Annotated in this window: 22 protein-coding genes; 17 read left to right on the top strand and 5 right to left on the bottom strand. The window is 66.1% G+C overall.

The annotated features are described in order from the left end of the window. Nucleotides 1-160: 160 nt before the first annotated feature. Nucleotides 161-754 (bottom strand): short chain dehydrogenase, encoded by a 594-nt coding sequence (locus EVC45_RS06680; RefSeq protein WP_129957229.1) that lies wholly within the window; start codon nucleotides 752-754, stop codon nucleotides 161-163. A 226-nt stretch (nucleotides 755-980) separates the two neighbouring features. Here EVC45_RS06680 and EVC45_RS06675 point away from each other — a divergent pair, with 226 nt between their 5' ends. After that, nucleotides 981-1,826 carry a CHAD domain-containing protein gene (locus EVC45_RS06675; protein WP_129957228.1) on the top strand — a complete coding sequence of 282 codons (846 nt, stop codon included), beginning with the start codon at nucleotides 981-983 and terminating at the stop codon, nucleotides 1,824-1,826. 105 nt (nucleotides 1,827-1,931) lie between these two features. Then, a complete protein-coding gene (locus tag EVC45_RS06670; RefSeq protein ID WP_129957227.1) occupies nucleotides 1,932-3,527 on the top strand; it encodes a diguanylate cyclase in 1,596 nt (531 codons plus the stop codon). A gap of 66 nt (nucleotides 3,528-3,593) precedes the next feature. On the opposite strand, the gene EVC45_RS06665 is transcribed toward EVC45_RS06670, so the two are convergent. The 3 genes from EVC45_RS06665 to EVC45_RS06655 all read right to left on the bottom strand — a co-directional run bounded on the left by EVC45_RS06665 (nucleotide 3,594) and on the right by EVC45_RS06655 (nucleotide 6,779). Further along, nucleotides 3,594-4,688 (bottom strand): VTT domain-containing protein, encoded by a 1,095-nt coding sequence (locus tag EVC45_RS06665; protein WP_129957226.1) that lies wholly within the window; start codon nucleotides 4,686-4,688, stop codon nucleotides 3,594-3,596. Nucleotides 4,689-5,074: 386 nt separating this feature from the next. Further along, the gene (folE, locus tag EVC45_RS06660) at nucleotides 5,075-5,713 is read right to left on the bottom strand and encodes a GTP cyclohydrolase I FolE (RefSeq protein WP_129957225.1); all 639 of its coding nucleotides are present in this window, start codon (nucleotides 5,711-5,713) and stop codon (nucleotides 5,075-5,077) included. A 136-nt stretch (nucleotides 5,714-5,849) separates the two neighbouring features. Continuing rightward, entirely contained in the window at nucleotides 5,850-6,779 is a 930-nt protein-coding gene (locus EVC45_RS06655; RefSeq protein WP_129957224.1) for a LysR family transcriptional regulator, read from the bottom strand. Nucleotides 6,780-7,201: 422 nt separating this feature from the next. Here EVC45_RS06655 and EVC45_RS06650 point away from each other — a divergent pair, with 422 nt between their 5' ends. From EVC45_RS06650 to pcaC, 5 genes are all read left to right on the top strand, one after another. After that, nucleotides 7,202-7,909 (top strand): 3-oxoacid CoA-transferase subunit A, encoded by a 708-nt coding sequence (locus EVC45_RS06650; RefSeq protein ID WP_129957223.1) that lies wholly within the window; start codon nucleotides 7,202-7,204, stop codon nucleotides 7,907-7,909. A 13-nt stretch (nucleotides 7,910-7,922) separates the two neighbouring features. After that, on the top strand, nucleotides 7,923-8,582 hold the full coding sequence (locus EVC45_RS06645) for a 3-oxoacid CoA-transferase subunit B (protein WP_129957222.1): 660 nt from the start codon (nucleotides 7,923-7,925) through the stop codon (nucleotides 8,580-8,582). A gap of 408 nt (nucleotides 8,583-8,990) precedes the next feature. Continuing rightward, nucleotides 8,991-10,370, top strand: a complete 1,380-nt coding sequence (locus tag EVC45_RS06640; protein WP_129957221.1) for a 3-carboxy-cis,cis-muconate cycloisomerase — start codon at nucleotides 8,991-8,993, stop codon at nucleotides 10,368-10,370. A 5-nt stretch (nucleotides 10,371-10,375) separates the two neighbouring features. Further along, a complete protein-coding gene (pcaD, locus tag EVC45_RS06635; RefSeq protein ID WP_129957220.1) occupies nucleotides 10,376-11,167 on the top strand; it encodes a 3-oxoadipate enol-lactonase in 792 nt (263 codons plus the stop codon). Next, nucleotides 11,164-11,559 (top strand): 4-carboxymuconolactone decarboxylase, encoded by a 396-nt coding sequence (gene pcaC, locus EVC45_RS06630; RefSeq protein WP_129957219.1) that lies wholly within the window; start codon nucleotides 11,164-11,166, stop codon nucleotides 11,557-11,559. The genes pcaD and pcaC overlap by 4 nt, the downstream gene beginning before the upstream one ends. 69 nt (nucleotides 11,560-11,628) lie before the next feature. Here the strand turns inward: pcaC and EVC45_RS06625 are convergent, their stop codons facing one another. Then, nucleotides 11,629-12,384 (bottom strand): TetR/AcrR family transcriptional regulator, encoded by a 756-nt coding sequence (locus EVC45_RS06625; RefSeq protein ID WP_129957218.1) that lies wholly within the window; start codon nucleotides 12,382-12,384, stop codon nucleotides 11,629-11,631. Nucleotides 12,385-12,673: 289 nt separating this feature from the next. On the opposite strand from EVC45_RS06625, the gene EVC45_RS06620 reads away from it, so the two are divergent. The 10 genes from EVC45_RS06620 to EVC45_RS06575 all read left to right on the top strand — a co-directional run bounded on the left by EVC45_RS06620 (nucleotide 12,674) and on the right by EVC45_RS06575 (nucleotide 25,531). Continuing rightward, nucleotides 12,674-14,272 carry a 6-hydroxynicotinate reductase gene (locus tag EVC45_RS06620; protein ID WP_129957217.1) on the top strand — a complete coding sequence of 533 codons (1,599 nt, stop codon included), beginning with the start codon at nucleotides 12,674-12,676 and terminating at the stop codon, nucleotides 14,270-14,272. Nucleotides 14,273-14,286: 14 nt separating this feature from the next. Beyond that, complete coding sequence (locus EVC45_RS06615; RefSeq protein WP_129957296.1) at nucleotides 14,287-15,225, top strand: UPF0280 family protein; 939 nt, start codon at nucleotides 14,287-14,289, stop codon at nucleotides 15,223-15,225. Beyond that, nucleotides 15,201-15,791: an amino acid synthesis family protein gene (locus EVC45_RS06610; protein WP_129957216.1), complete on the top strand. Its 591-nt coding sequence runs from the start codon at nucleotides 15,201-15,203 to the stop codon at nucleotides 15,789-15,791. The genes EVC45_RS06615 and EVC45_RS06610 overlap by 25 nt, the downstream gene beginning before the upstream one ends. An 84-nt stretch (nucleotides 15,792-15,875) precedes the next feature. After that, complete coding sequence (locus EVC45_RS06605; RefSeq protein WP_129957215.1) at nucleotides 15,876-16,460, top strand: amino acid synthesis family protein; 585 nt, start codon at nucleotides 15,876-15,878, stop codon at nucleotides 16,458-16,460. A gap of 174 nt (nucleotides 16,461-16,634) precedes the next feature. Then, nucleotides 16,635-18,587 carry an ABC transporter permease gene (locus tag EVC45_RS06600; RefSeq protein ID WP_129957214.1) on the top strand — a complete coding sequence of 651 codons (1,953 nt, stop codon included), beginning with the start codon at nucleotides 16,635-16,637 and terminating at the stop codon, nucleotides 18,585-18,587. Next, complete coding sequence (locus EVC45_RS06595; protein WP_129957213.1) at nucleotides 18,584-19,396, top strand: ABC transporter ATP-binding protein; 813 nt, start codon at nucleotides 18,584-18,586, stop codon at nucleotides 19,394-19,396. Before EVC45_RS06600 ends, EVC45_RS06595 begins: the two co-directional genes overlap by 4 nt. Beyond that, nucleotides 19,393-20,106, top strand: a complete 714-nt coding sequence (locus tag EVC45_RS06590; protein ID WP_129957212.1) for an ABC transporter ATP-binding protein — start codon at nucleotides 19,393-19,395, stop codon at nucleotides 20,104-20,106. Before EVC45_RS06595 ends, EVC45_RS06590 begins: the two co-directional genes overlap by 4 nt. Before the next feature lie 34 nt (nucleotides 20,107-20,140). Next, entirely contained in the window at nucleotides 20,141-21,340 is a 1,200-nt protein-coding gene (locus EVC45_RS06585) for an amidohydrolase family protein (protein WP_129957211.1), read from the top strand. Nucleotides 21,341-21,368: 28 nt separating this feature from the next. After that, nucleotides 21,369-21,878, top strand: coding sequence for a (2Fe-2S)-binding protein (locus tag EVC45_RS06580; RefSeq protein WP_129957210.1), 510 nt, complete (start codon nucleotides 21,369-21,371; stop codon nucleotides 21,876-21,878). Then, complete coding sequence (locus EVC45_RS06575; RefSeq protein ID WP_129957209.1) at nucleotides 21,875-25,531, top strand: molybdopterin cofactor-binding domain-containing protein; 3,657 nt, start codon at nucleotides 21,875-21,877, stop codon at nucleotides 25,529-25,531. The genes EVC45_RS06580 and EVC45_RS06575 overlap by 4 nt, the downstream gene beginning before the upstream one ends. Nucleotides 25,532-25,548 lie beyond the last annotated feature (17 nt).

Genomic DNA, 25,548 nt, shown 5'->3' with positions numbered 1-25,548 from the left:
ACGGCAATGGGGTGCATGAAAAACAGACGCGGCGCGACCTATGCTACGCCGCTGACGCCGGTAAATACTACGCGGGATGGCGGACGGGAATAGTAAGATGTCCGAAGCGGACTAAGCAAGTGATGAAATGAAAAAAGCGGCGAATGCGCCGTGAATATGCTTACGATGCGCTGACTACCTCGCCGCTTGCGCTGCCACCCAGGGTGCGTTTATAGGCTTGCGCGACGATTTCCGCCGGTACCCCTTGCGATGGATCGCGGCCCATCGATTCGAGCGTTTCGGCGATCCAACCCGGGCTTACTACATTGACGCGGGCCTTGCCGCGCAACTCGAGCGCGGCCGAGCGCGCGAACGCTTCGACACCCGCATTGACGATACTGACCGCCGCACTTCCTTCCATCGGCTGTTGCGCAAGCACGCCGCTCGTCAGCGTGAACGAGCCACCTTGCGACAGATGGTCGGCGCCGCAGCGCACCAGATTGACTTGACCCATCAGTTTGTTGGCAAGACTAAAAGAAAAGTCTTCGTCGCGAAGCGCGGCGAGCGGCGCGAATTTCGCCGAACCCGCCGCGCAGATGATCGCGTCGAAGTTGCCGGCTCTTACATACATCGCTTCGATGCTGCGTTTGTCCGACAGGTCGACGTGCAGTTCGGAACCCTTGCGGCTCGCGCCGACCACGTCATGCTCGGTGGCGAGCAGCCTCACGATGTGCGAGCCGAGCAGGCCCGTCGCACCGACAACGAGTATTCGCATACATCCTCCTAAGGTCTGGTTGCGGCATTTGCCGTGGTGCACATTGCATCGCCAGGTAAACGCAATCGCCGAACCGCGCAACATGCGGAGCCCACCGGTCGAGGATAGACGCTGCCGACGCGACGCGCCAACGTTGACAGGGAAAGCCGGCTGACATGCGCCACGAATCCCCCGTGAGCACTATTTTTGCTACGCTGGAGTACGGTCATGTTTCGTAGGAGCGTCGATGAAGCAAGACAGCGAGACAGTCAACGAGCCGATAGCCGACGAGCCGGCACAGCGGGCCTTTACCTCCTACGCCGCGCCGCTGGTCGATGAAGCGATCGGACTCGCCAAAGGCGTGCACGACGACGCGTCACCCGAAGCGCTGCACCAACTGCGCGTTTCACTGCGGCGTTTGCGTTCATTGTGGTGGGCGTTCGCACCGCTGCTCGACAAGGGTGAAAACGCTCGCCAACGCGCGGTCTACAAGTTTCTCGCTACGGCGGCGGGTAAAACGCGCGATTGGGACATCCTGATCGAGTTACTCAAGCAGGAAGACGACGCCACGCAAGCGCTGATGCCGAAACTCGAGCAGGCGCGCCGCGACACGCTGGCAACCAGCCGCGAGACGCTATTGAACGCCGACGTCAAACATCTGCTGCGCAATGCGTTGGCCACCTCGTCCGCGCAACTGCACGCCGCGCACGATTCGGATATTGCGCTGCGCAAATTTGCCGCTCGACGCATAGGGGCATCGGAGCGTGAGTTGAAAAAGCGCATCAAACGCGCGCGTCATGCGAAACGCTCGAATTACGCCGCCTTTCACGATGTCAGGAAAGCGGGCAAGAAGCTGCGCTATCTATTCGAGTTTTTCGGGCCGGTGCTTAAGATCAGCCATAAGCGCACGCTCAAGCGCTTGAAAAAAATTCAGAAGCGCTTCGGCCTGCTCAACGATACCGTCGCCAGCGAAGCGCTGTTGCGCGACAATGCCGCGTCGCTTGCCGACGCGGATCACATGCAAGCCGCGTTGGATTGGCTCGACAGGAAACGCAAACGCCGCTTGCGCGCGGCGTCGGAGCTACTGGGCTGAACGAGCGCGTTCGGTCCTCGCTAGCGCTGAGGGTCCGCAGTCCAGAATGCACGGCGCACCGCGCTGCCGGTGCGCAAGAATGGTCCGCGAAAGGAGGCGAGGAGCGTGGCACGGCAAGGGCTTTCGCTGCGTCATCGGCTGCGCCATACGTTGCGTGCCGCGCGAACCGGGATGCCCCGTTATGTGGGCAACCGCCCGTGGGTGGCCGGCGTCGCCGGCACGCTAGTCGCGTTGGCCATGTCGATCCTGACGGCGGTGGAGGTCGGCGAAGGCCGCCGCGAAATGCTCGATCATGCGCGTCAGACCTCGCAAAATCTCGTGTCGATCATTTCCGCGGATCTCGCGCGCAACGTCGAGATTTATAGCCTGTCCTTGCAATCGATGGTGGATGCCGCGCGCGATCCCGTCACATGGACGCTTCCTGTCCCGGCACGCCAGGCGATGCTGTTCGATCGCGCGACCACCGCGGCCTATCTCGGTGGTGCGTATGTAGTCGGCGCCGACGGCGAAGTGGCCGCCGCGCAGTACAACGGCGCGAATACCACTGTCCATCTCGAAGACCGCGAATACTTTCAGGTGCAGCAGCGCAATCCCGCGGCGGGCTTATATTTCTCGCATCCGTTCATGTCACGGCTGCGCGGCGGCGAGCAGTCGATCGCGCTGACGCGGCGCATCGACGATGCGCAAGGCCGCTTTGCCGGCATCGCGCTGCTCGCGATCCGCATCGAGTACTTCCAGCGTCTGCTGGACCGGATCGACACCGGCGAGCAGGGCTCGGTTTTCATCGTGATGGCGGACGGCACGGTGCTCGCGCGCAAGCCGTTCGAGGCGCGCGCGATCGGCGCGAACGTCGCAAAGTTGCCGATCTTCGCACCGATGACCGTGCACGATTCGGGTACCTACGTATCGGTCTCGCCGCTCGATGGTGTGCGGCGAATCTTCACGTACACGCACGTACCGGGCACGCCGCTGATCGTGGCGATTGCGCCCGCCGTCGACGACGTGCTCGCGCCGTGGCTGCATCGCAGCCACGTGGCCGCTGTGCTGACCGTCGCGTTCGGCGCGGTGTTCGTGCTCGTGTCGTGGCTGCTCGCGTTCGCGCTGCGCGACAAGCTGCGCGCGCAGGCCGCGCTGCTGCGTCTAGCCGCGACCGATCCGCTGAGCGGCCTCAGCAATCGCCGCGTGCTCGACAAGCGGCTCGACGACGAATGGATGCGCGCACGACGCGACAACAAGCCGCTGTCGGTGCTGTTCATCGATATCGATCACTTCAAGCGTTTCAACGACACCTACGGCCATGAGAGCGGCGACGAGGTGTTGGTCGCGGTGGCCGATTGCATCGCGTCCGTGGCGCGACGCTCGGTCGATCTGGTTGCGCGCTACGGCGGCGAAGAGTTCGCGGTGGTGCTGCCGGATACCACCGCGCAGGGTGCGTTCGCGGTCGCGGAGCAGATTCGCCGTCGGGTGGAAAACCGGGTCATCGTGCCTGGACACGATGCGCCGCAGGCGGTGACGGTGAGCGTCGGCTGCGCAACCGCGTTGCCGACGGCGACGGATGTCGCGAGCGGGCTGGAACTGCTGGCCGCTGCTGATGCACAGCTATATGTGGCGAAAAACGCGGGACGCAATCGCACCAGCTCGGCGCAGTGGGACGAGTATTCGGCGGCGCAGGGGGCTTCGAGTACCGGCGCGGCGCTTTGACGCCAGATGTTCGTGCACGCGTGCGTGAACCCTTGCCAGGCTCATGGCGTCGCGACGCGGCGCGAGTCAGGCACGCTCCGCACTGCGCGGCGCGAAACCGCGCAATGTCACCGCCGCGGGTGTTTCGTCGCGCCACGCGGAGCGCGGTTGATCGGCAGCCGCACCGTCCGCGTGAGCCAGCATGCCCACCGGGAAGCCGCGCCGCTGCCAGGCATCGAGCCCGCCGCGCAGCGCGCGAATCCGCGTGTAGCCGTTGCTGCGCATATGTTGCGAGACTTCGAGCGCGGTCGCGCTGTCCGGGCAGATGCAATAGATGACCATGTCGTGGGTGCGCAGCGCGCCCTCGATCTGCTCGGGCGAATGCGGATCGAGCGCGAGCGCGTCGGGAATCCGGCGTCGTAGATCGAGCAGCGGGCCGCCGGGCCGCGCATCGAGCACGCGCGACGGCGCCGTGCGGCTCAGGCGACCGGGGCGACGCCAGCGCCACGCCATTCTCGACGCGGCGCTCGCCGGTGAGGCATGAGTCGGCGCGGCTGGGGCCGATGCGGCTCGCGCGTACCGACGCCGTTCCAGGTATCGCAGATACAGCCGGTGGAGCAGATAGACGAACGCCACCGCAAGCAGAATGTCGGCGAGTGTGCCGCCGCGCCGCTCGACGAACTCGCGCAGCATGTGCAGTTCGCGTTCCGCCGCCGCGCCGCCGAGCAGCCAGAACGCCGCCCACGCGATCACGCTGGCCAGATCCCAGAGTGCGTAGATGCGGATGTCGACGGCGGTCGTGCCCATCAGCGGTGGCGCGAGCAGGCCGAGCCCGGGCACGAACTTCGAAATCGACACGAGCGGCACGCCATAGTGCTCGAAGAGAGAGCGCGCCGTTTCGAGCCTCGTATCGACGGCGGGCGACAGGCGGCCGAGCCACTTGAGCAGTTTGCGTCCATATAGCCGGCCAGCCGCGAACCAGGTGCCGTCGCCGATCAATGCGCCTAGCGCCGCCGCGCCTAGCGTCGGCCAGAACGACAGGGTGCCCGCGGCGATCGCCGAACCCGCGAACAGCAGCATCGGCACGGCCGGAATCGGTACGCCGAGGCGCGTCAGCAGAACGTTGACGAACACGATCGCGCTGCCCCAGGTTGACACCGCCGACAACGGAAACTCGACCAATTGAGGCGCTCCTGTTGCTGCTGATGGGCCGGCATGCGTGCGCAAAGTCTCGCGTGGATGGTGCGCCGGCAGTAAATCGCAAAGCGCGTTCCCGCGGCACCGTGGATTCAGCATAGCCGATGGTTTGTGCACGGTGCGTGGTGCGGTGCACGTGGGGCGGGGTGGTGTGGATTGGGCGGCGGGACGATCAGTGAGGGAACAGCGCGTCCCGACGGGCGGCGTCGAGCATTGGCCTCAACCACCGAGACGCAACTAACTGTCAACCCCGCGTGCCCACCGCAAGATTGCCGGCGGGCTTGAAGAGAGTGCGCGGAGGCGCACACATGCTATGCAGGGGCGGGGGCTGCATCGTCAGCGAACCGCAAGCAGCCTTTGAGTCCACCCCATCAGGCATTGGGCATCGGCACCACGCCCGGATTTCCGACGATGGACAGAAACTCCCGTCGTGTCGACGGATCGGTGCGGAACGTGCCGAGCATGCGCGACGTGACCATCGTGACGCCCGCCTTATGCACGCCACGCGTCGACATGCACTGATGCGCAGCTTCGAGAATCACGCCGACGCCGGCGGGTTGCAGCACGTCGTTCAGCGTATCGGCGATCTGCACGGTCATCTTTTCCTGGATCTGCAGCCGTTTTGCGAACGCATCGACGAGGCGGGCGAGCTTCGAAATGCCGACCACGCGATGGTTCGGCAGATACGCGACGTGCGCGCGTCCGATGATCGGCACCATATGGTGCTCGCAGTAGCTCTCGAAGCGGATGTCCTTCAGCACGATCATTTCGTCGTAGCCGTCCACTTCGGAGAAGGTACGCGCGAGGATGTCGCGCGGATCGACCTGATAGCCGGCGAAGAACTCTTCGTAGGCGCGCGTTACGCGCGCCGGCGTGTCGATCAGGCCTTCGCGCTGCGGATCGTCGCCGGCCCAGCGCAGCAGCACGCGCACGGCTGCCTCAGCTTCTTCGCGGCTCGGGCGTTCGACGGCCGCTGCGGGTTTGGTTTTCTTTGCCTTGCTGCTGGTCATGCGTCGTCCTCCTGGATCGCGCGTCGACGCTGCGCGGCGCGCAGGGTCAGTAACTGGGCCATTGTTCCATGTTTTGCGCCCAAAGGTGCCGATGCCCCTTACGCGGCCGGGGCGGTCGCCGACCTGCTTCAAGCGGCTACTTCGGCCATTCGTCCATCGCATCGTTGAACAGTTCGGCGACCACGCCGCGCAGCCAGCTGAGGCGCGGATCGTTGTGAAACTTGCGATGCCAGTGCTGGCGCAGGTCGAAGCGCGGCAACGGCAGCGGCGGCTCGACGAGCATGATCGACGCATGCTCCGACACGTACGCGAAGCCGATCGCGTGCGGGACGGTCGCGAGCAGATCGGTGCGCGCGAGGATGAAAGGCAGGCTCATGAAGTGCGGCGTTTCGAGCACCGCGCGTCGCCTGATGCGCTTCTTCTCGAGGTACTGCTCGAGCACTTCCTGGCTGCGCCCCTCGGCGCGCACGACCGCATGCCCCGAGGCCACGTATTGCTCGAGTGTGAGCGGCCCCTTCGACAGCGGATGTCCGCTGCGCATCAGGCAGATGAAGCGATGCGTGAAGAGCCGCTGCTGAAAGAAGTTGTTGCCCGCCAGGTCCGGAAAATAGCCGACGGCGAGGTCGACATCGCCCGATTCGAGCCCGCGCTCCACCTGCGACGGCGACAGCGTTACGGAGCGCAGATTCGCGGACGGCGCGCGCTCGGCGAACAGCTGCAAAAGACGCGGCAGAAACACGATCTCGCCGACGTCGGACAGTGCGATCGAGAACGTATGCGTGCTCGTCGCCGGATCGAAATCCTGCACGTCAAGCATGCCTTTCTCGATGCGCAGCAGCGCGTCGCGCGCGGCGGGCAGGATCGCGAGCGCGCGCGGTGTCGGCTCCATGCCCCTGGAGGTGCGCACGAACAGCGGATCGTCGAAGTATTCGCGCAGGCGGCCAAGCGCGGTGCTCACGCGCGGCTGGCTCACGCCGAGCTGCTCGGCGGCGCGGCTCACATTGCGCGTGTCTTCCATCGCGACCAGATAGGGGATCAGATTCAGATCCAGATGTGTCTCGGACATGCTTGTCGTGGCTCGCGGGGCAAGGCGGTGCCTATGCCGTATCGCTATAGAGCCTAGTTGAAAAATCTCCTATAAGCATAATGGGATTTCTCCCAGCCGGCTTTTTCGCGCGCAGGTCGAGCGCTGGACGACGGCAACCCGGACCATCGCCGCCGCGTGCGGCGACCTATGATGAAGGGGGTTTCCCTGCCTTGACAACCCGCCCACAGGACAACCATAATCGCCGAAGCGTTCGCTAAACGAATCACTGTTCATGTAACGAACAAATTCAGCAGCGAACCAATCGAAGGCGCCAGCCCGCTCTCCCCTCGCGAGCCGTCGCCAGCATGCCCGGAGACTGTTTCCGCGCGAGCCTTGCCGCGAGCCTGGTCGGTGAGGGCTGTCAGCCCAGCGGCACGTAGCGCCCCCAAAGGAAATTCGACATGATCAACAAGATTTTCGAGACACTTCAATCGGCGGTTGCCGATGTCCACGACGGCGCGACCGTCATGATCGGCGGCTTCGGCACGGCCGGCATGCCGTCCGAGCTGATCGACGCGCTGATCGAGCAGGGCGCGCGCGACCTGACCATCGTCAACAACAATGCCGGTAACGGCGACATCGGCCTCGCGGCGCTGCTGAAAGCCAAGCGCGTGCGCAAGATCATCTGCTCGTTCCCGCGCCAGACCGACTCATATGTGTTCGACGCGCTCTATCGCGCCGGCGAAATCGAACTCGAACTCGTGCCGCAAGGCAACCTCGCCGAGCGCATCCGCGCGGCGGGCGCGGGCATCGGCGGCTTCTTCACGCCGACCGCGTACGGCACCAAGCTCGCCGAAGGCAAGGAAACGCGCCTGATCGATGGCCGTCATTACGTGCTCGAAGCGCCGCTGCATGCGGACTTCGCGCTGATCAAGGCGTACAAGGGCGACCGCTGGGGCAACCTGATCTATCGCAAGACCGCGCGTAACTTCGGGCCGATCATGGCGAGCGCCGCGAAGACCGCCATCGTGCAGGTGTCGGAAGTGGTGCCGCTCGGCGGCCTCGATCCGGAAGAAATCGTCACGCCCGGCATTTTCGTGCAACGCGTGATCGCGGTGCCGCAAGCGGCGCATGCCCCGACGCCCAATCCTCACGACGCTGCTGCCTGACCCGGAGACCGACATGAAAAAACTGACCCGCGATGAAATGGCCAAGCGCGTTGCCCAGGACATCCCTGAAGGCGCTTACGTGAACCTCGGCATCGGCGTGCCGACGCTGGTGGCGAACCACCTCGGCGCCGACAAGGAAATCTTCCTGCACAGCGAAAACGGTCTGCTCGGCATGGGCCCGGCACCGGCGAAGGGCGAGGAAGACGACGAACTGATCAACGCCGGCAAGCAGCACGTCACGCTGCTGACGGGCGGCGCGTACTTCCATCATGCCGATTCGTTCGCGATGATGCGCGGCGGCCATCTCGACTTCTGCGTGCTTGGCGCGTTCCAGGTGTCGGCGAAGGGCGACCTCGCGAACTGGCACACCGGCGCACCCGACGCGATTCCGGCGGTCGGCGGCGCGATGGATCTCGCGATCGGCGCGAAGCAGGTCTACGTGATGATGGAGCACCTGACCAAGCAAGGCGAAAGCAAGATCACCGCCGAGTGCTCGTATCCGGTCACTGGTATCGCCTGCGTGACCCGTATCTATACGGACCTCGCGATGATCGACGTCACGAAGGATGGCCTCGTCGTGCGCGAAATTTTCTCGGACATCGGCTTCGACGAACTGGTGAAGCTGACCGGCGTGCCGATGACCGACGGCACCCAGGCCGCACGCGCGGCCTGATAGCTAGCCGAGGCGTCGCGGCGGCGGTCCGCTTTGCGGCCGCGTCGATGGCGTCTCAGTTGAAGGCCGCTGACGCCGCAAGAATGCAGCAGCCATGATGCGTTCATGTGGCGCGTAGCGTTTAACGGACAGGCCAGCGCCGACGCGGGCACAATTCACGTCAGCGCTGACCTTGCAACTCCGGCGACATGCGGGCCGCGTTTGGCGCACAATACGCAGCACATGGCGCGGCGTAAAGTGGCATAAGCGGTGGCGTAAGCGCGGCACCGCGTAGCGACGCTGACGAATCGGCGCCCGCGCGAAGCGCGACACCTGGTCCGCGGCGCGACGCCGCCACGGCGCCTGCTTCGAACCACCGCGCGCCGCGCCGATTCTTCACCTCCGATTCCCTCAAACATCGTCGTCACCATGCTCGACTCCAGCGCTCGCCTGACTGGCCTTCTTTGCGGCACACAGCCGATGAACGACATCTGGGCGCCGCGTGCCACGCTGCAGCGGATGCTCGACGTCGAAGCCGCGCTCGCGCGCGCCTCGGCCGCCCACCAGGTCATTCCCGAAACCGCCGTTGCCGCGATCGAAGCCGCCTGTGAGGCGGATCAACTCGACGCCGACGCGCTCTCACGCGACGCTGCGCTCGGCGGCAACCTCGCGATTCCACTCGTCAAGCAACTGACCGCACGCGTCAAAGCCGCCGATGCCGAAGCCGGCAAATACGTGCATTGGGGCGCGACGAGCCAGGACATCATCGACACGGCGACGGTGCTGCAGCTGCGCGACACGTTCGACCTGCTCGACAGCGGCCTGCAAGCCGCCTGCGACGCGATCGCGAAACTCGCGGCCACCCATCGCGCGACGCCGATGATCGGCCGCACGTGGCTGCAACAGGCGCTGCCGATCACGCTGGGCCTGAAGTTCGCGCAATGGCTCGACGCGCTGTTGCGTCATCGCGAGCGGCTCGATGCATTGCGCGAGCGCGTGCTGGTACTGCAGTTCGGCGGTGCGGCCGGCACGCTCGCGAGTCTGCGCGAGGCGGCGCCGCAGGTTACGCAGTCGCTCGCCAAGGAACTCGGTCTCGCGGTGCCGACTTTGCCGTGGCATACACAGCGTGATCGCATCGCCGAAACGGCGTCGCTGTTCGGCATGCTGATCGGCACGCTCGGCAAGATTGCGCGCGATGTTTCGCTGCAGATGCAAACCGAAATCGACGAACTCGCCGAACCGGCCGCGGCCGGCAAGGGCGGATCGTCGACGATGCCGCACAAGCGCAACCCGGTCGGCTGCGCGGCGGTGCTGACCGCCGCGACGCGCGCGCCGGGACTGGTCGCGACCGTGTTCGCCGGCATGGTGCAGGAGCACGAACGCGCGCTCGGCGGCTGGCAAGCCGAATGGGACGCGCTGCCGGATCTCGCGCGCCTCGCGGGCGGCGCGCTCGCGAACATCGAACAGATCGCGTCCGGCTTGAACGTCAACGTGCCGCGCCTCGCAAAGAATCTCGACGTCACGCACGGCCTGATCCTCGGCGAAGCGGTGATGCTCGCGCTCGGCGATTCCATCGGCCGGCTCGACGCGCATCATCTGGTCGAGCGCGCGTCGAAGGCGGCGATCCGCGATGGCAAGACGCTGTACGACGTGCTCGCCGCGGACCCGGCCGTCACCGAACATCTTTCGATCGAGCGCCTGAAGCAGCTGCTCGATCCCGCTCAATACGTCGGCCAGGCGCACGCATATGTCGATGCCGCGCTGGCGCTTCACACCTCGCGCGCGCAGCGCGCCCATTCCAAGGAGTAACCGGCATGCCCTACGCCGCAGTCAACGGCACCGAGCTTCACTATCGCATCGACGGCGATCGTCACGGCCACGCGCCGTGGCTGGTGCTGTCGAATTCGCTCGGCACTGATATGTCCATGTGGACGCCGCAGGTCGCGGCGTTGTCGAAGCACTTCCGCGTGCTGCGCTACGACACGCGCGGCCACGGTCATTCGGAGGCACCGAAGGGTCCGTACACGATCGAACAGCTGAGCGGCGACGTGCTCGGCCTGATGGATACGCTGAAGATCGCGCGTGCGAACTTCTGCGGCATCTCGATGGGCGGCCTGACCGGCATCGCGCTCGCCGCGCGTCATGGCGACCGCTTCGAGCGCGTCGTGCTGTGCAACACGGCCGCGCGCATCGGCTCGCCGGAAGTGTGGGTCCCGCGTGCCGCGAAGGCGCGCACCGAAGGCATGCTCGCACTCGCCGACGCGGTGCTGCCGCGCTGGTTCACGGCCGACTTCATCGAGCGCGAGCCGGTCGTGCTGGCGATGATCCGCGACGTGTTCGTGCACACCGACAAGGAAGGCTACGCATCGAACTGCGACGCGATCGACGCGGCCGATCTGCGTCCCGAAACGCCGGGCATCAAGCTGCCGACGCTCGTGATCAGCGGCACGCACGACCTCGCCGCCACGCCCGCGCAGGGCCGTGAACTCGCGCAGGCGATTCCGGGCGCGCGTTACGTCGAGCTCGACGCCTCGCACATTTCCAACATCGAAAGGGTCGACGAGTTCACGAAGACCGTGCTCGACTTCCTGACGGAGGCAAAATGAACGACGAAGATCGCTACGAGGCCGGCATGGGGGTGCGTCGCGCGGTGCTGGGCAATGCGCACGTCGACCGTTCGCTCACGAACCGCACCGAGCTGACCGAGGAGTTCCAGAATTTCATCACGCGCTATGCGTGGGGCGAGATCTGGACGCGTGAAGGTTTGCCGCGTCATACGCGCAGCCTGCTGACGATCGCGATGATGGTGGCGTTGAATCGCAGCGAAGAACTCGCGCTGCACCTGCGCGCCGCGAAGAACAACGGCGTGACCCGCGAGCAGATCAAGGAAGTGCTGCTGCAGACCGCGATCTACTGCGGCGTGCCGGCGGCCAACTCCGCGTACCACCTCGCCGACAAGCTGTTCCGCGAGGACGATGCGGCGGCGGCGAAGTCGTAACGACTGCGCGCGCGTAGTACTCAGCGCCAACCGGAAAACGCGCGACGGAAATGTCCGTCGCGCGTTTTTTTATGCAGCGCCGCGAGCGGGTTCGGTTTGGGTTTGGCTTTCGCATTTGCTTTCGCGATGGTTCAATGCCGCCTTCGTCACGGCATCGCGAGCGGGCACCTGCACGCACACAGCGCGCCGTACCGTCTCCTTGATCACCTCGCGCCAATGCGCGAGCGCCGCCTTGTCCATCAGCGGCTCGCCGAGAAACGCGCCGAGCGTGTACTGATTGGCGTTATAGAAATAGCCGAGCGACGCGATCATCAGATACACGTCGCGCGCCTCGATATCGGCGCGAAACACGTTCTGCGCGCGTCCCGCGTCCAATAGCTTCTGCACGACCGAGATCGCGTAGCCCGAAATCTCCTTGAGCTTCTGCGATTTTTTCGCATGCTTGCCCTGGTGCAGATTTTCGCTCGACAGCAGCGTGACGAACTCCGGGTGATCGAGGTAGTACTGCCAGACGAATTCGACCATCTGTTCGAGCCCATGCACCGGATTGCGCAGATCGAGATCGAGTTTGCTTTCCGCTTCGTTGAACTGCGTGTAGATGGTCTCCAGCACTTCGATGAACAACTGCTCCTTGCTGCCGAAGTAGTAATAGATCATCCGGTCGTGCGAGCGCGCGGCCTTCGAAATGCTTTCGATGCGGCCGCTCGCATACCCCTGCTTCGCAAACACCTTGATGGCCGCCTTCAGGATCTTGGCGCGCGTGTCCTGCGCCTGTTTCGCGCGGATACCGATGGCGCCCGGCTTGCGGACGGCGGTGGGACTCATGACGGTCTCGGATCTCTTTGTCAGCGTAGGTTTGGACGACCGGCGCGCAAGCCCGGTGCGCCGATGCCGCATTGCACCACGATTCCGCGCGACGGAAAACACGTTGCACAGTCGATTTTGATCGAGTAGATTTCAATCGAGTTTGGTGTAGAAGATACTACATGAACGGTGAGTGGCCGCAACATGAAAATGGGCGGCCCACGCGAAAGTGCCATGAAACCGGGGCGATTCGCGCACCACGCAGCACCGCCAGCCATGTCGCACCTGTGATGTCGTACGGAACCCCACGATGACAGAACATACGAAGGTCGATTTCGGTGCAGAGAGTGTCGATCGCGATACCGCGTCGACGCCGGGCCCGACCGTGCTCGAAAAGTCGGCGCCGCGCAGCGAGCGCATGGCCTCGAACAAGATCGAATGCAATGCGTGTCCGGTGCTGTGCCAGATCTCGGCAGGGCGCACGGGCGCGTGCGATCGCTACGCGAATGCTGACGGGCGGTTGATCCGTGTCGATCCGGTGGTGTTTCTGTCGCGTGCCGATGATGTCGGCGCAGATAAGACGGATGCGGCGATCGAATTCGGCCCGGCAAGCGCCGCGGAACAAAGCACCGCCGAACCCGCACTCTTCGTCACCGGCGTCGGCGCCTCGTCGACCTATCCCGACTACAAGCCCGCGCCATTCATCGTCGCGTCGAAGCTCGACGAGGTCGACATGGTGACCGTCGTCACCGAAGGGATCTTCAGCTATTGCAGCTTCAAGGTGAAGATCGACACCGACCGCTTTCTCGGCCCCGAACAGGCGAACGTGCGCTGCGACGGCGAGATCGTTGGTCACGTGACGACGGCCGAATACGGCTCGCAGATGCTGAGCCTCGGCGGCGTCCATCATCTGACCGGCGGCAGCAAGAAAGAAGGCCGCGTGACCTGCGACATGATGCTCGCGCTCGGCAACAAGGAGGCGGTCGAGCTCAGCATCGACGGCGGCGCGAGTCTCGTGATCCGCGCGGGCGCCGCGCCGATCGTCGACGGTGTCGAGGAGCAGCGCATGCGCGTCGGCTGCGGCTCCGCGACGATCGGCATCTTCGCGAAGCAGTGGTTTGGCCACGTCGATGAAGTGGTGGTCGTCGACGATCACATCACCGGTGTGCTGACCGAGCATCAGGCGGGCCGCTGCCTCGGCATGACGCGTTCGGGACTCAAGATACGCGGGCGCAAATCGACGCCGGGCCGCTATTTTCAGGTCGCCAATCCTGGCACCGGTTGGGGTGGCACCGACATTCAGGACCCGCTCGCGATCGTCGAAGGATTCGATCCGGCCGTCGCGAAGCCGGGCATGCGCGTGCTGATGGTCTCGACGACCGGCGAACACGCGCAATGGTACGAACTCGACGCGCAACTCGTGCCGCGCGTCGCGCCGATGCCCGACGCGGTGCGCAGCACGGTCGAGCGGATCGGCGAGAACTGCGAGCCGTCGCTCGCGACGGTGCTGTTTCTCGGCGGCGCGGGCGGCAGTCTGCGCGCGGGCGCGACCGAAAACCCGGTGCTGCTCACGCGCGCGATCAAGCGCAAGCTCGTCAACGTGACGTGTGGCGGCGCGCCCGCTTATGTGTGGCCGGGCGGCGGCATCACCGTGATGGTCGACGTAATGCGCATGCCGGACCGCTCGTTCGGCACGGTGCCGACACCGGCGATCGTCGCGCCGATCGAATTCACGATGACGTACGACACGTATTGCGATCTGGGCGGGCACGTCGATGCGGTGCGCTCGCTGCAGAGCGTGCTCGCGAGTGGGCCGACGCACACGGAAGGCGCACCGCTCGCGCGCCGCACGCTGGCGCTCGATTCGGATAATCCATGGCCACCAGCAGTGCTTGGTCGATCCTCCTGAAGCAAAGCCACACGATGACCCCCACCCGAACCCGGCTCGACGAACACCGCTGGCATTGGCAGCACGGGCCGATCGACCTGATCCTCGGTGCCGACGGCGAGCCCGACGCGTTGCGCGCCGCGTACGACGCGTGCTGGCAGCGTTTCAGCGGCGTATTGCAGGAACTGGTGGGCGAATTGAACGTGCTTCGGCGACCGGTTCAGTCAGCGGCGGCGTTGCGGGACTGCCCGCTTCAAGGGCCGGTCGCGACGCGCATGTGGCGTGCGTGTCATCCGCACCGATCAAGCTTTATCACGCCGATGGCCGCAGTGGCGGGCAGCGTCGCCGATGAACTGATCGCCGCCTTCGCGCGGGACGGCATCGCGCGCGCGTTCATCAACAACGGCGGCGACATCGCGCTGCACCTCGCCGCGGAGCAGCGGTATCGCGTGGGCGTGTTCGCGGACCTCGCGCAATTCTCGGCCTCGCGTTTCGCGCACGACCCTGCGCTCGACGCGCATCTGACGCTCGACGCGCGGCAGCCGATCCGCGGCATCGCGACGAGCGGCTGGCGCGGCCGCAGCTTCAGTCTCGGCATCGCCGACAGCGTGACCGTGCTCGCGCGCGATGCCGCGAGCGCCGACGCCGCCGCGACGATGATCGCGAACGCCGTCGATCTCGAGCATGCGGGGATCGTGCGGCGTCCGGCCTCGTCCCTGAAGGACGATAGCGATCTCGGCGATCTGCTGGTGACCGTCGACGTGCCGCGTTTGCCGCAGCCGCTGATCGATTTCGCGCTCGCGCGCGGCGTCGATGTCGCACAGCGGCTGCGCGAGCAGGGTTTGATCGAAGGCGCCGCACTGTTCCTGCAAGGACGGGCGCGCGTCGCAGGCATCGACGATTCACGCGCGTCGTCCACCACGCGCGCTTCACTGACAACGGAGGCTCCGTGTTCGAAATACGCCGCGTGTTGACGCACGTCGAGGACATCTTTCACGAGTTCGGCCCCGCGCCCGCGCAGCCGCTCAGACGCGGCGCGATTGCCGCGGTGATGACGAATCCGTTCGCGGGCCGCTACGAGCCCAATATCGAACCCGCGATGGAGACACTGAAGCCGATCGGTTTCGATATGGCGCAGCGGCTGCTTGCGGCGATGGCGGTGCCGCATGCGTCGATCGAAAGCTATGGGAAAGGCGCGATCGTCGGCGCGCGCGGCGAGCTGGAGCATGGCGCGCTATGGCATGTGCCCGGCGGCTACGCGATGCGCGAGCTGCTCGAAAAGCACGGCGTACCGACCAACGCGATCGTGCCGTCGACGAAGAAGGTCGGCGCGCCGTCCACCGCGCTCGACGTGCCGCTCACGCATGTGAACGCGAGCTACGTGCGCAGCCACTTCGACGCGATCGAAGTTCGCGTGCCCGGTGCGCCCGCCGCTGACGAGATCGTCTATATCCTCGTGATGAGCACCGGGCAGCGCGTGCATGCGCGGGTGGGTGGCCTCGCGAAAGAGGCGATCGTCGGCAAGGACGGCTTGCGCTGAAGCGGCGCGCCAGCCAAGGGCGCGCAAACGTAGCGGCGCAACCACACAGCAAAACAGCAAAGCATCGCAACCCGGAGAGCGGAAATGGCAATCAGGCTTCGCAAGCTGGTCGTGCAGGTCGACGAAACTCGCATCGAAATGGGCCAGGCCGTCGAGCCGCCCGCGCGCCGCGCGGTCGCGATCGCGGTGATCGATAATCCGTATGCGGGCCGCTACGAGCCGAAGCTCGATGCGCTGATCGAAGCGGGCGAGGAACTTGGCGCGCTGCTCGGCAAGCGCTGCGTCGAGGCGTTGGGCATCGCGCCCGGCGAAGCGCAAAGCTATGGCAAGGCGGCGATCGTCGGCGAGGCGGGCGAGCTCGAACACGCGGCCGCGATCCTGCATCCGAAGCTCGGCGCACCGCTGCGCGCGGCGGTCGAAAAGGGCGCGGCGCTGGTGCCGTCGGCAAAGAAGATCGGCACGCTCGGCACCGCGATCGACGTGCCGCTCGGCCACAAGGACGCCGCCTACGTGCGCAGCCATTTCGACGCGATCGAGGCGCGCGTGGCCGACGCGCCGCGCGCGAACGAAATCGTCGTGGCGGTCGCGGTCACGGCGTCGGGCCGGCCGCTGCCGCGCATCGGCGGCCTGCAGGCGAACGAGATCAAGGGCGAGGACGGCTTGCGCTGAGCGATCGTTTTTTCCAGGCGCCTGTTTGCCTTCGCTTGTTGCGCGGGTTGTTTCGCTGGTAGTGTCCTGCCGTTGACGCGGGCGCGCATGGTGCCGCCCGCGCTGCAACGCCCCGCCGATCGGGCCGCTGCGCATGTTGCGCGCGCGCCGTTCGGCGGGCTGCCGAGGGTCCCGATGCTTTCGAATCTGCTGGTACAACTGGTCAATGGACTCGCCGACGCGTCGACGCTGTTTCTGGTCGCCGCCGGTTTGTCGTTGATCTTCGGCGTGACGCGCATCGTCAACTTTGCGCACGGCTCGTTCTATATGTTCGGCATTTACGTCGCGTATAGCATCGCGAGCCGCTTTGGGCATACGGCGGGCGGCTTCTGGTTGTCGGTGCTGGCCGCCGCGCTCGCGGTCGCGGTATTGGGCGCGCTGGTCGAAATCGTCGTGTTGCGGCGGATCTATCAGGCGCCCGAGTTGTTTCATCTGCTCGCCACTTTCGCGCTCGTGCTGATCTTTCGCGACGCCGCGCTATGGCTTTGGGGCCCCGACGATCTGTTCGGCCCACGCGCGCCGCACCTGGCGGGTGCGGTCGATTTTCTCGGCCATCCGCTGCCCACTTACGACATCGCGCTGATCGTGATCGGCCCCGTCGTCCTGCTGCTGCTGTGGTACGCGTTGACGCGCACGCGCTGGGGCACGCTTGTGCGCGCCGCGACGCAGGATCGCGAGATGCTCGGCGCGCTCGGCATCAATCAGGCGTGGCTGTTTACCGGCGTGTTCTTCGTCGGCGCGTTTCTCGCGGGACTCGGCGGCGCGCTGCAAGGGCCGCGCATGTCGGCGAACCTGTCGCTCGACCTGGAGACGATCGGCAATGCGTTCGTGGTCGTGGTGGTCGGCGGCATGGGTTCGATTCCGGGCGCGTTCGTCGCGGCGTTGCTGATCGCCGAGATCAAGGCACTGTGCATCGGCATCGGGCACGTGACGATCTTCGGCATCGGTTTGTCGCTGAGCCGCTTCACGCTGGTCGCCGAATTCGTCGTGATGGCGGTCGTGCTGGTGGTGCGGCCTTGGGGGCTGCTCGGCCGCGCGAGTGCCGCGGTGCGCGCGATGGGCGCGCCGGAAACGCCGTTGCGTCCCGCGGGCAAGCGTTTGAAGTGGCTCGCCGCCTTCGTGCTGCTGGTGCTCGTGCTCGCTCCGCTCGCGGCCAACGCATTTCCGTATATGCCGGTGCTGCTCGTCGAAATCCTGATCGCGGTGCTGTTCGCGACGAGCCTGCATTTCATCATGGGTCCGGGCGGTTTGCATTCGTTCGGTCATGCCGCGTACTTTGGACTTGGCGCGTACGGTGCGGCGCTGTTCCTCAAAGTGCTGAATCTGCCGATGGAAGCCGCGCTGCTGCTCGGGCCGCTGCTCGCGGTGGTCGGCGCGCTCGTGTTTGGCTGGTTCTGCGTGCGCCTCTCCGGCGTCTATCTCGCGATGCTGACGCTCGCGTTCGCGCAGATCGTCTGGTCGGTCGTGTTCCAGTGGGACGACGTGACGGGCGGCAGCAATGGCGTGCTCGGCCTGTGGCCGTCGAACTGGCTGTCGTCGCCGGTCGCGTTCTACTACCTGACCCTCGCATGCGCGGTGCTCGGCGTGTGGCTGTTGCGCCGCATGCTGTTCTCGCCGCTCGGCTACGCGATGCGCGCGTCGCGCGATTCCGCGCTGCGCGCCGAGGCGATCGGCATCGACGTGAAGCGTGTGCAATGGGCGTCGTTCGTGATCGCGGCGTTGTTCTGCGGACTCGCCGGATCGCTGTACGCGTTTTCGAAGGGCAACATCTCGCCAGAAGTGATCAGCGTGAGCCGCTCGGTCGATGGCCTCGTGATGGTGCTGCTCGGCGGCTTGCAGACGTTGAGCGGGCCGATCGTCGGCGCGGCCGTGTTCACGTGGCTGCAGGATACGGTCGCGCGACAGACCGACTATTGGCAGGCGCTGCTCGGCCTCGCGATCCTGCTGCTGGTGATCGCGTTTCCGCAGGGGATCGTCGGCTTCATTCGCGAGCGATTCGGCGATGCGAACGGCGATCAGGCCGACAAGACCAATGGCGGCGCCGCGTCGGCATCGCAACGGACCGCCGCGGTCAAGGAGGGCCTATGAGCCTGCTGCGCGTAAGCGGTCTATCGCGATCGTTCGGCGGACTGAAGGCGGTCGACAATGTGTCGTTCGATCTCGAAGCCGGTCAGCTGCTGGCGCTGCTGGGTCCCAACGGCGCGGGCAAGTCGACGTGCTTCAACATGGTCAACGGCCAGTTGCAGCCGTCGGCGGGCTCGATCCGTCTCGACGGTCATGAACTCGTCGGCATGCGGCCGCGCGATATCTGGCGACGCGGCGTCGGCCGCACGTTCCAGATCGCCGCGACGTTCAACTCGATGACGGTGCTCGAAAACGTGCAGATGGCGCTGGTGTCGCGCGAGAAGAAAACCTTCGGCCTGTGGAAGCCGGCAGGTTCGCACCATGCCGACGAAGCGTTCGCGCTGCTCGAGCAGGTCGGCATGGGCGCGCACGCGAGACGCGCGTGCGGCGTGCTCGCGTATGGCGACGTCAAGCGCGTCGAACTCGCGATCGCGCTCGCGAACCGGCCGAAGCTGTTGCTGATGGACGAACCGACCGCGGGCATGGCGCCGAAGGAGCGCAACGAATTGATGGCGTTGACCAAGAGCCTTGTGACCGAACACAAGATTGGCGTGCTGTTCACCGAGCACAGCATGGACGTTGTATTCGCGTACGCCGACCGGATGATCGTACTCGCGCGCGGCAAGCTGATCGCCGAGGGCGACGCCGACACGATCCGCAACGACGCGCGCGTGCAGGAAGTCTATTTCGGCACTGGCAAGACGTTCCGGCCGCATGCTCCGCTGCAAGACGCGAATGGCAACGCGCAGAACGGACAAGGGGCGCTGCAATGAGCGAACCGATGCTGAAGGTCTCCGGCCTCAATGCGTTCTACGGACGCGCGCACATTCTGTTCGACGTCGGACTCGAAGTCGGCCGTGGCGAAGTGGTCGCGCTGATGGGCCGCAACGGCGCCGGCAAATCGACGACGATGAAAGCGGTGATGGGACTGCTGCCGCGCCGTCACGGCGAAGTGACGTTTCGCGGCCACGACATCAGCGCGCTTGCGCCGTACAAGATCGCGCGCATGGGCGTCGGCTTCGTGCCCGAGGATCGCCGCGTGTTCGCGGACCTGACGGTGATGGAAAACCTCGACACGGGCCGTCAGCCGCCGCGCGAAGGCGCGCCGCAATGGACCCCCGACAAGCTGTTCCGCCTGTTTCCGAATCTCGGCGAAATGCCGAAGCGCCCCGGCGGCCAGATGAGCGGCGGCGAGCAGCAGATGCTGACCGTGTCGCGCACGCTGATGGGCAATCCGTATCTGGTGCTGCTCGACGAACCGTCCGAAGGCGTCGCGCCGGTGATCGTCGAGCAGATGGCGAACATGATTCTCGAACTGAAGCGCGAAGGGCTATCCATTCTGTTATCCGAACAGAATCTGCACTTCGCCGAGCTGGTCAGCGATCGCGCGTATGTGCTCGAAAAAGGGCAGATCCGTTTCAGCGGCACGATCGGCGAACTCGCACGGAACGAAACAGTGAGGCGCGCTTATCTGAGCGTGTGAATTCATCGGGTAGTGTCGGCGAAAGGAGAGGCAGATGGCGGCAGAGACGTTGACAGGCTTGTCGGGCAAGGTCGCGGTAACGAACATCGGATTGCTGCTCTCGGGCGATATCGATCAGCCGATTCTCGACGCGGACACGCTGGTGATCGACGACGGCGTGATCGTCGCGGTCGGCCGCGAGAAGGACTGCGATCTCGCAGGCGCGCGCACGACGGTCGACTGCAAAGGCACGACGGTCGCGCCCGGCTTGATCGACTCGCACGTGCATCCGGTGTTCGGCGACTGGACGCCGCGCCAGAATCAGCTCGGCTGGATCGAGTCGAATCTGAACGGCGGCGTGACCACGATGATCTCGGCCGGCGAAGTGCATCTACCTGGGCGTCCAAAGGATGTGCTCGGCGTGAAGGCACTGGCGATCACCGCACAGCGCTCGTTCGACGGCATGCGCGCGGCTGGTGTGGGTGGCGGCGTCAAGGTGCTGGCGGGCGCGCCGGTGATCGAGAAAGGCATGGTCGAGCAGGACTTCAAGGAGCTTTCCGAAGCTGGCGTGAAGCTGCTCGGCGAAGTCGGCCTCGGTAGCGTGAAGGGCGGCGAGGAAGCGCAGCAGATGGTCGCGTGGGCCCGCAAGTACGGCATCCAGAGCACGATTCACACGGGCGGTCCGTCGATTCCGGGCTCGGGGCTGATCGATCGCGACGTCGTGCTCGCCGCCGATGCCGATGTGATCGGCCACGTCAACGGCGGCCATACGTCGCTGTCGTACCGGCATGTGTGCGATCTGTGCGAGCAGTCGAGCCGCGCGCTCGAAATCGTCCACAACGGCAACGAGCGGATCGCGTTGCTGACCGCGCGCCATGCGATCGAACTGAAGTGCCCGCACCGGATCATTCTCGGCACCGATAGCCCGGCCGGCTCCGGCGTGCAGCCGCTCGGCATTCTGCGGATGATCGCGCTGATTTCGAGTCTCGCCGACATCCCCGCCGAAATTGCGTTCTGCTTCGCGACCGGCAATACCGCGCGGCAGCGCAATCTGCGCCAGGGGCTGATCGAAGTGGGCCGTCCCGCCGATCTCGTGTTCATGGACCGCGCGCAGCATACGGCCGCCGACACGCTGCTCGAAAGCGTGCAGCTCGGCGATATTCCGGGCGTCGGCATGGTGATGATCGATGGCTTGATCCGTTGCCGGCGCAGCCGCAATACGCCGCCCGCGACCGAAGTGCCGGTGGTGCTGTGAACGCGCGGCACGACAGGGTGCTCGCATCATGACGAACCGCGCCGCGCAGCTCGTGCTGAAGGTGAACGGCGCGACGCATGTGGTCAGCGCGGCGGCGCAGACGCCGCTGCTTTATCTGCTGCGCAACGATCTCGCGCTGAACGGGCCGAAGTTCGGCTGCGGGCTCGGCGAATGCGGTGCCTGCACGGTGTTGCTCGACGGCATGCCGACGCGCGCGTGCGTGACGACCGCCGAAGTCGCGCTGGGCCACGAGATCACGACGCTCGAAGGGCTCGGCACGCGCGCCGCGTTGCATCCGGTGCAGCAGGCGTTCATCGACGAACAGGCCGCGCAATGCGGCTACTGCCTGAACGGCATGATCATGACCGCGAAGGCTCTGCTCGATCGCGATCCGCATCCGTCCGTCGCCACGATCCAGCGCGAGCTGTCGCGCAACCTGTGCCGCTGCGGCACGCACGTCGAGATCGTGCGCGCGGTGCAGCGCGCGGCGCAATTGCTCGCCGCGCAATCGGACGTGCCCGACGGAGCGCGCGTATGACAGGGCCGGACTTCAGCGTCGACCGTCGTGGCGCACCGCCATCGCGCAAGCAGTTGTACGACGCGCACAGTGTGCTGATCGTCGCGCGGCCGCCGCAGGCGCCCGCCAAAGTCGCGCCCGGTCAGCCGGGTTCGCGTTCGTCGTTCGTGCCGACCGAGGCCGATCTGTTTCTGGTCGTGCGCGACGATGGCAGCGTCGTCGCGTTCAACGGTCACGTGGACCTGGGCACCGGCATCGGCACCGCGCTCGCGCAGATCGTCGCGGAAGAGCTCGATGTGCCGCTCACGCGCGTATCGATCGTGCTCGGACATACCGGCGAAGCGCCGAACCAGGGACCGACGATCGCGAGCGCGACGATCCAGATTTCGGCGGTGCCGCTGCGGCAGGCGGTGGCGCAAGCGCGTCAGTATCTGGTCACGCAAGCGGCTGCGCGTCTGAACGTGGACGCGGACGATCTCGACGTGCAGGACAGCCGTGTATTTCCACGCGATGGCGATCCGGCGCAGGGCATTCACTACGGAGATCTGATCAAAGGCCAGCGTGTCGAACTGCTGCTATCGAGCGATGCGCCGTTGAAACCGGCGCACGCGTATCGTGTGGTCGGCAAAAGCGCGCCGCGCGTCGATATTCCCGCGAAGGCGACCGGTGAGCTGAGCTTCGTGCACGACGTGCGCGTGCCCGGCATGTTGCATGGACGCGTGGTGCGGCCGCCTTATGCCGGCGTCGCGCAGGGCGAGTTCATCGGGCATAGCCTGCTGGAGGTGAACGAAGCGTCGATTCGCGACTTGCCGGGCGTCGTGAAGGTGGTCGTGATTCGCGATTTCGTCGGCATCGTCGCCGAGCGTGAGGAGATCGCGCAACAGGCGGCGCAGCGGCTCGAGGTGCGCTGGAAAACGGTCGATGGCTTGCCGCCGCTCGACACGAGCGAGCAGGTCGAAGCGGCGTTGCGCGCGAATCCGGCGATGCGGCGCGACCTGGTGATCGAACGTGACGTCGACGCGGCGCTCGCGCAAGACCCGTCGCGCACGCTGGAACGCTCATACGTGTGGCCGTTCCAGATGCATGCATCGATCGGCCCATCGTGCGCGGTCGCGGACTATCGCAACAGAGACGGCGAAGGCGCGCAGCTGAAAGTCTGGTCCGGCACACAGAATCCGCATTCGTTGCGCGCCGATCTCGCGTTGCTGCTGGCGCTCGACGAAGCGCGCATCGACATCGTGCGGATGGATGCGGCGGGCTGCTACGGCCGCAATTGCGCGGACGACGTCGCCGCCGACGCCGCGCTGCTGTCGCGCGCGGTCGGCGCGCCGGTGCGCGTGCAACTGTCGCGCGAGGACGAGCATGCGTGGGAACCGAAGGGCGCCGCGCAACTGATGGACGTACGCGGCGCGCTCACGGCCGAAGGCGAACTGGCCGCCTATGACTTCGCGACGCGCTATCCGTCGAACGACGCGCCCACGCTCGCGCTGCTGCTGACCGGCGCGATCCCCGCTCAGCCGCAGGTGTTCGAGATGGGCGACCGCACGGCCGTGCCGCCGTACGACTATCGCAGCATGCGCATCGTCTGCGACGACACGCCGCCGATCGTGCGGGCCGCGTGGCTGCGCGGCGTGTCCGCGTTGCCGAACACGTTCGCGCACGAGTCGTTCATCGACGAACTCGCCGAGCGGGCCGGCGTCGATCCTGTCGAATTCCGTCTCAGGCATCTGACCGATCCGCGCGCGATCGACCTCGTCAAGGCGGTCGCAGCGAAAGCCGGGTGGGAGCCGCGCGAACCGGCATTCAAGACGCGCAACGAAGACGACGAAGACAGCGACATCGCACGCGGCCGCGGCATCGCGTACGCGCGCTACGTGCACAGCAAATTCCCGGGGTTCGGCGCGGCTTGGTCAGCGTGGGTCGCCGACGTCGAAGTCAATCGCAAGAGCGGCGAGCTCGCGGTCACGCGCGTCGTGGTCGGTCAGGACACCGGCACGATGATCAATCCCGACGGCGTGCGTCACCAGATTCACGGCAATGTGATCCAGACGACGAGCCGCGCGCTGAAGGAGCAGGTCAGTTTCGGCGACAACGCGGTGACGAGCCAGGAGTGGGGCGCGTATCCGATCCTGACATTCCGCGAAGTGCCCGTGATCGACGTCGTGATGATGCCGCGCCACGGCGAGCCGCCGATGGGCGCCGGAGAATCGGCGTCGTTGCCCGGCGCGGCCGCGATTGCCAACGCGCTGTACGACGCGACGGGCGTGCGTTTCCGTCGTCCGCCGTTCACGCCGGAGAAGATTCGCGCCGCGCTCGCCGACGCGCAAGCCGAAGACGCGGCGGCGGCACGCCGGAAAAAGCGCCGGCGGCGCGGCTTTTTCGGCTTGCTGGCAGCAGGTGCGGCGGGCGCGGTCGGCTGGCTTGGCGCGCTGTCGTTCGCGTCGGTCTCGAGCGCGCCGCTCGCGCCGATCACGCCGCCGCTCGCGAGCGCGTTCGCGCCGGAACTGGTCGCGCGCGGCAAGCTGCTCGCGTCGCTCGGTAATTGCGCGGTTTGCCATACCGCCCACAACGGCGTGCCGAACGCCGGCGGCAAGCCGCTCGCGACGCCGTTCGGCACCGTCTACAGCACCAACCTCACGCCCGACGGGCAGACCGGGATCGGTCACTGGTCACTCGAAGCGTTCGCGCGCGCGATGCGGCACGGCATCAGCCGCGACGGTCATCGGCTGTATCCGGCGTTTCCGTACACGTCGTTCCAGAACATCTCCGACGACGATCTGCACGCGCTCTACGCCTATCTGATGTCGCAAACCCCGGTGCGCAGCCGGCCGCCCGAAACGAAGCTCGCGTTTCCGTTCAGCGTGCGTCCGCTGATGGCCGCATGGAACGGCCTGTTTCTCGGCCGCACCGCGTTTGCCGCCAACCCCGCGCAGAGCGCGCAGTGGAATCGCGGCGCGTATCTGGTGAACGGCCTCGGCCATTGCAGCGCGTGCCACACGCCGCGCAATGCGTTCGGCGCGGAGAAAACCGGCGCGGCGTTCATGGGCGGCGGCAGTGCCGAGGGATGGGAAGCGCCCGCGCTGTCGGCGTTGTCGAATGCGCCGGTGCCGTGGAGCGAGGACGAGCTGTTCCGCTATCTGCGCGATGGACACGCACCGTTGCATGGCGTCGCGGCCGGGCCGATGGCGCCGGTGATCGGCGATCTCGCGGCGCTGCCCGACAGCGACATCCGCGCGATGGCGGTCTATCTCGCATCGCTCAATCCGCTGGAGCCGAACGCCGATCCGGCCGCGACCGCGCGCGCCTACGAGCAGGCCAGCACGATCACGGGCGCGCCGGTCACGGCGGGCGCGCGGCTTTTCGACGGTGCGTGCGCCGCGTGCCATCACACCGGCAGCGGGCCGCAGCTGTTCGGCGCGCATCCGTCGCTCGCGCTGAACACGAACCTGCACGGCGCGACACCGGACAACCTGATTCGCGTGATTCTCGACGGCATCGGCTCGCCTGCGCGGCCCGAACTCGGTACGATGCCGGCTTACCGCGACAGTTTCAACGACGCCCAGGTCGCCGAGCTCGTGTCGTACCTGCGCGCGCAGTTCGCGGGCGGCAAGCCGGCATGGCAGGACGTCGCCGCGAACGTGGCCAGAATCCGCACGGAACCGCGCGAGCCATGAGCCGCCGGTCACCGTTC

This window comes from Paraburkholderia sp. UYCP14C, from assembly GCF_004197395.1.
Lineage (GTDB): Bacteria > Pseudomonadota > Gammaproteobacteria > Burkholderiales > Burkholderiaceae > Paraburkholderia.
This window is presented reverse-complemented; position numbering and strand designations above follow the sequence as displayed.

Coding starts and splice junctions, on each gene's coding strand:
- EVC45_RS06680 (WP_129957229.1), bottom strand. CDS start 754: ATGCGAATACTCGTTGTCGGTGCGACGGGCCTGCTCGGCTCGCACATC.
- EVC45_RS06675 (WP_129957228.1), top strand. CDS start 981: ATGAAGCAAGACAGCGAGACAGTCAACGAGCCGATAGCCGACGAGCCG.
- folE (WP_129957225.1), bottom strand. CDS start 5,713: ATGACCAGCAGCAAGGCAAAGAAAACCAAACCCGCAGCGGCCGTCGAA.
- EVC45_RS06655 (WP_129957224.1), bottom strand. CDS start 6,779: ATGTCCGAGACACATCTGGATCTGAATCTGATCCCCTATCTGGTCGCG.
- EVC45_RS06650 (WP_129957223.1), top strand. CDS start 7,202: ATGATCAACAAGATTTTCGAGACACTTCAATCGGCGGTTGCCGATGTC.
- EVC45_RS06645 (WP_129957222.1), top strand. CDS start 7,923: ATGAAAAAACTGACCCGCGATGAAATGGCCAAGCGCGTTGCCCAGGAC.
- EVC45_RS06640 (WP_129957221.1), top strand. CDS start 8,991: ATGCTCGACTCCAGCGCTCGCCTGACTGGCCTTCTTTGCGGCACACAG.
- pcaD (WP_129957220.1), top strand. CDS start 10,376: ATGCCCTACGCCGCAGTCAACGGCACCGAGCTTCACTATCGCATCGAC.
- pcaC (WP_129957219.1), top strand. CDS start 11,164: ATGAACGACGAAGATCGCTACGAGGCCGGCATGGGGGTGCGTCGCGCG.
- EVC45_RS06625 (WP_129957218.1), bottom strand. CDS start 12,384: ATGAGTCCCACCGCCGTCCGCAAGCCGGGCGCCATCGGTATCCGCGCG.
- EVC45_RS06620 (WP_129957217.1), top strand. CDS start 12,674: ATGACAGAACATACGAAGGTCGATTTCGGTGCAGAGAGTGTCGATCGC.
- EVC45_RS06615 (WP_129957296.1), top strand. CDS start 14,287: ATGACCCCCACCCGAACCCGGCTCGACGAACACCGCTGGCATTGGCAG.
- EVC45_RS06605 (WP_129957215.1), top strand. CDS start 15,876: ATGGCAATCAGGCTTCGCAAGCTGGTCGTGCAGGTCGACGAAACTCGC.
- EVC45_RS06600 (WP_129957214.1), top strand. CDS start 16,635: ATGCTTTCGAATCTGCTGGTACAACTGGTCAATGGACTCGCCGACGCG.
- EVC45_RS06595 (WP_129957213.1), top strand. CDS start 18,584: ATGAGCCTGCTGCGCGTAAGCGGTCTATCGCGATCGTTCGGCGGACTG.
- EVC45_RS06590 (WP_129957212.1), top strand. CDS start 19,393: ATGAGCGAACCGATGCTGAAGGTCTCCGGCCTCAATGCGTTCTACGGA.
- EVC45_RS06585 (WP_129957211.1), top strand. CDS start 20,141: ATGGCGGCAGAGACGTTGACAGGCTTGTCGGGCAAGGTCGCGGTAACG.
- EVC45_RS06580 (WP_129957210.1), top strand. CDS start 21,369: ATGACGAACCGCGCCGCGCAGCTCGTGCTGAAGGTGAACGGCGCGACG.
- EVC45_RS06575 (WP_129957209.1), top strand. CDS start 21,875: ATGACAGGGCCGGACTTCAGCGTCGACCGTCGTGGCGCACCGCCATCG.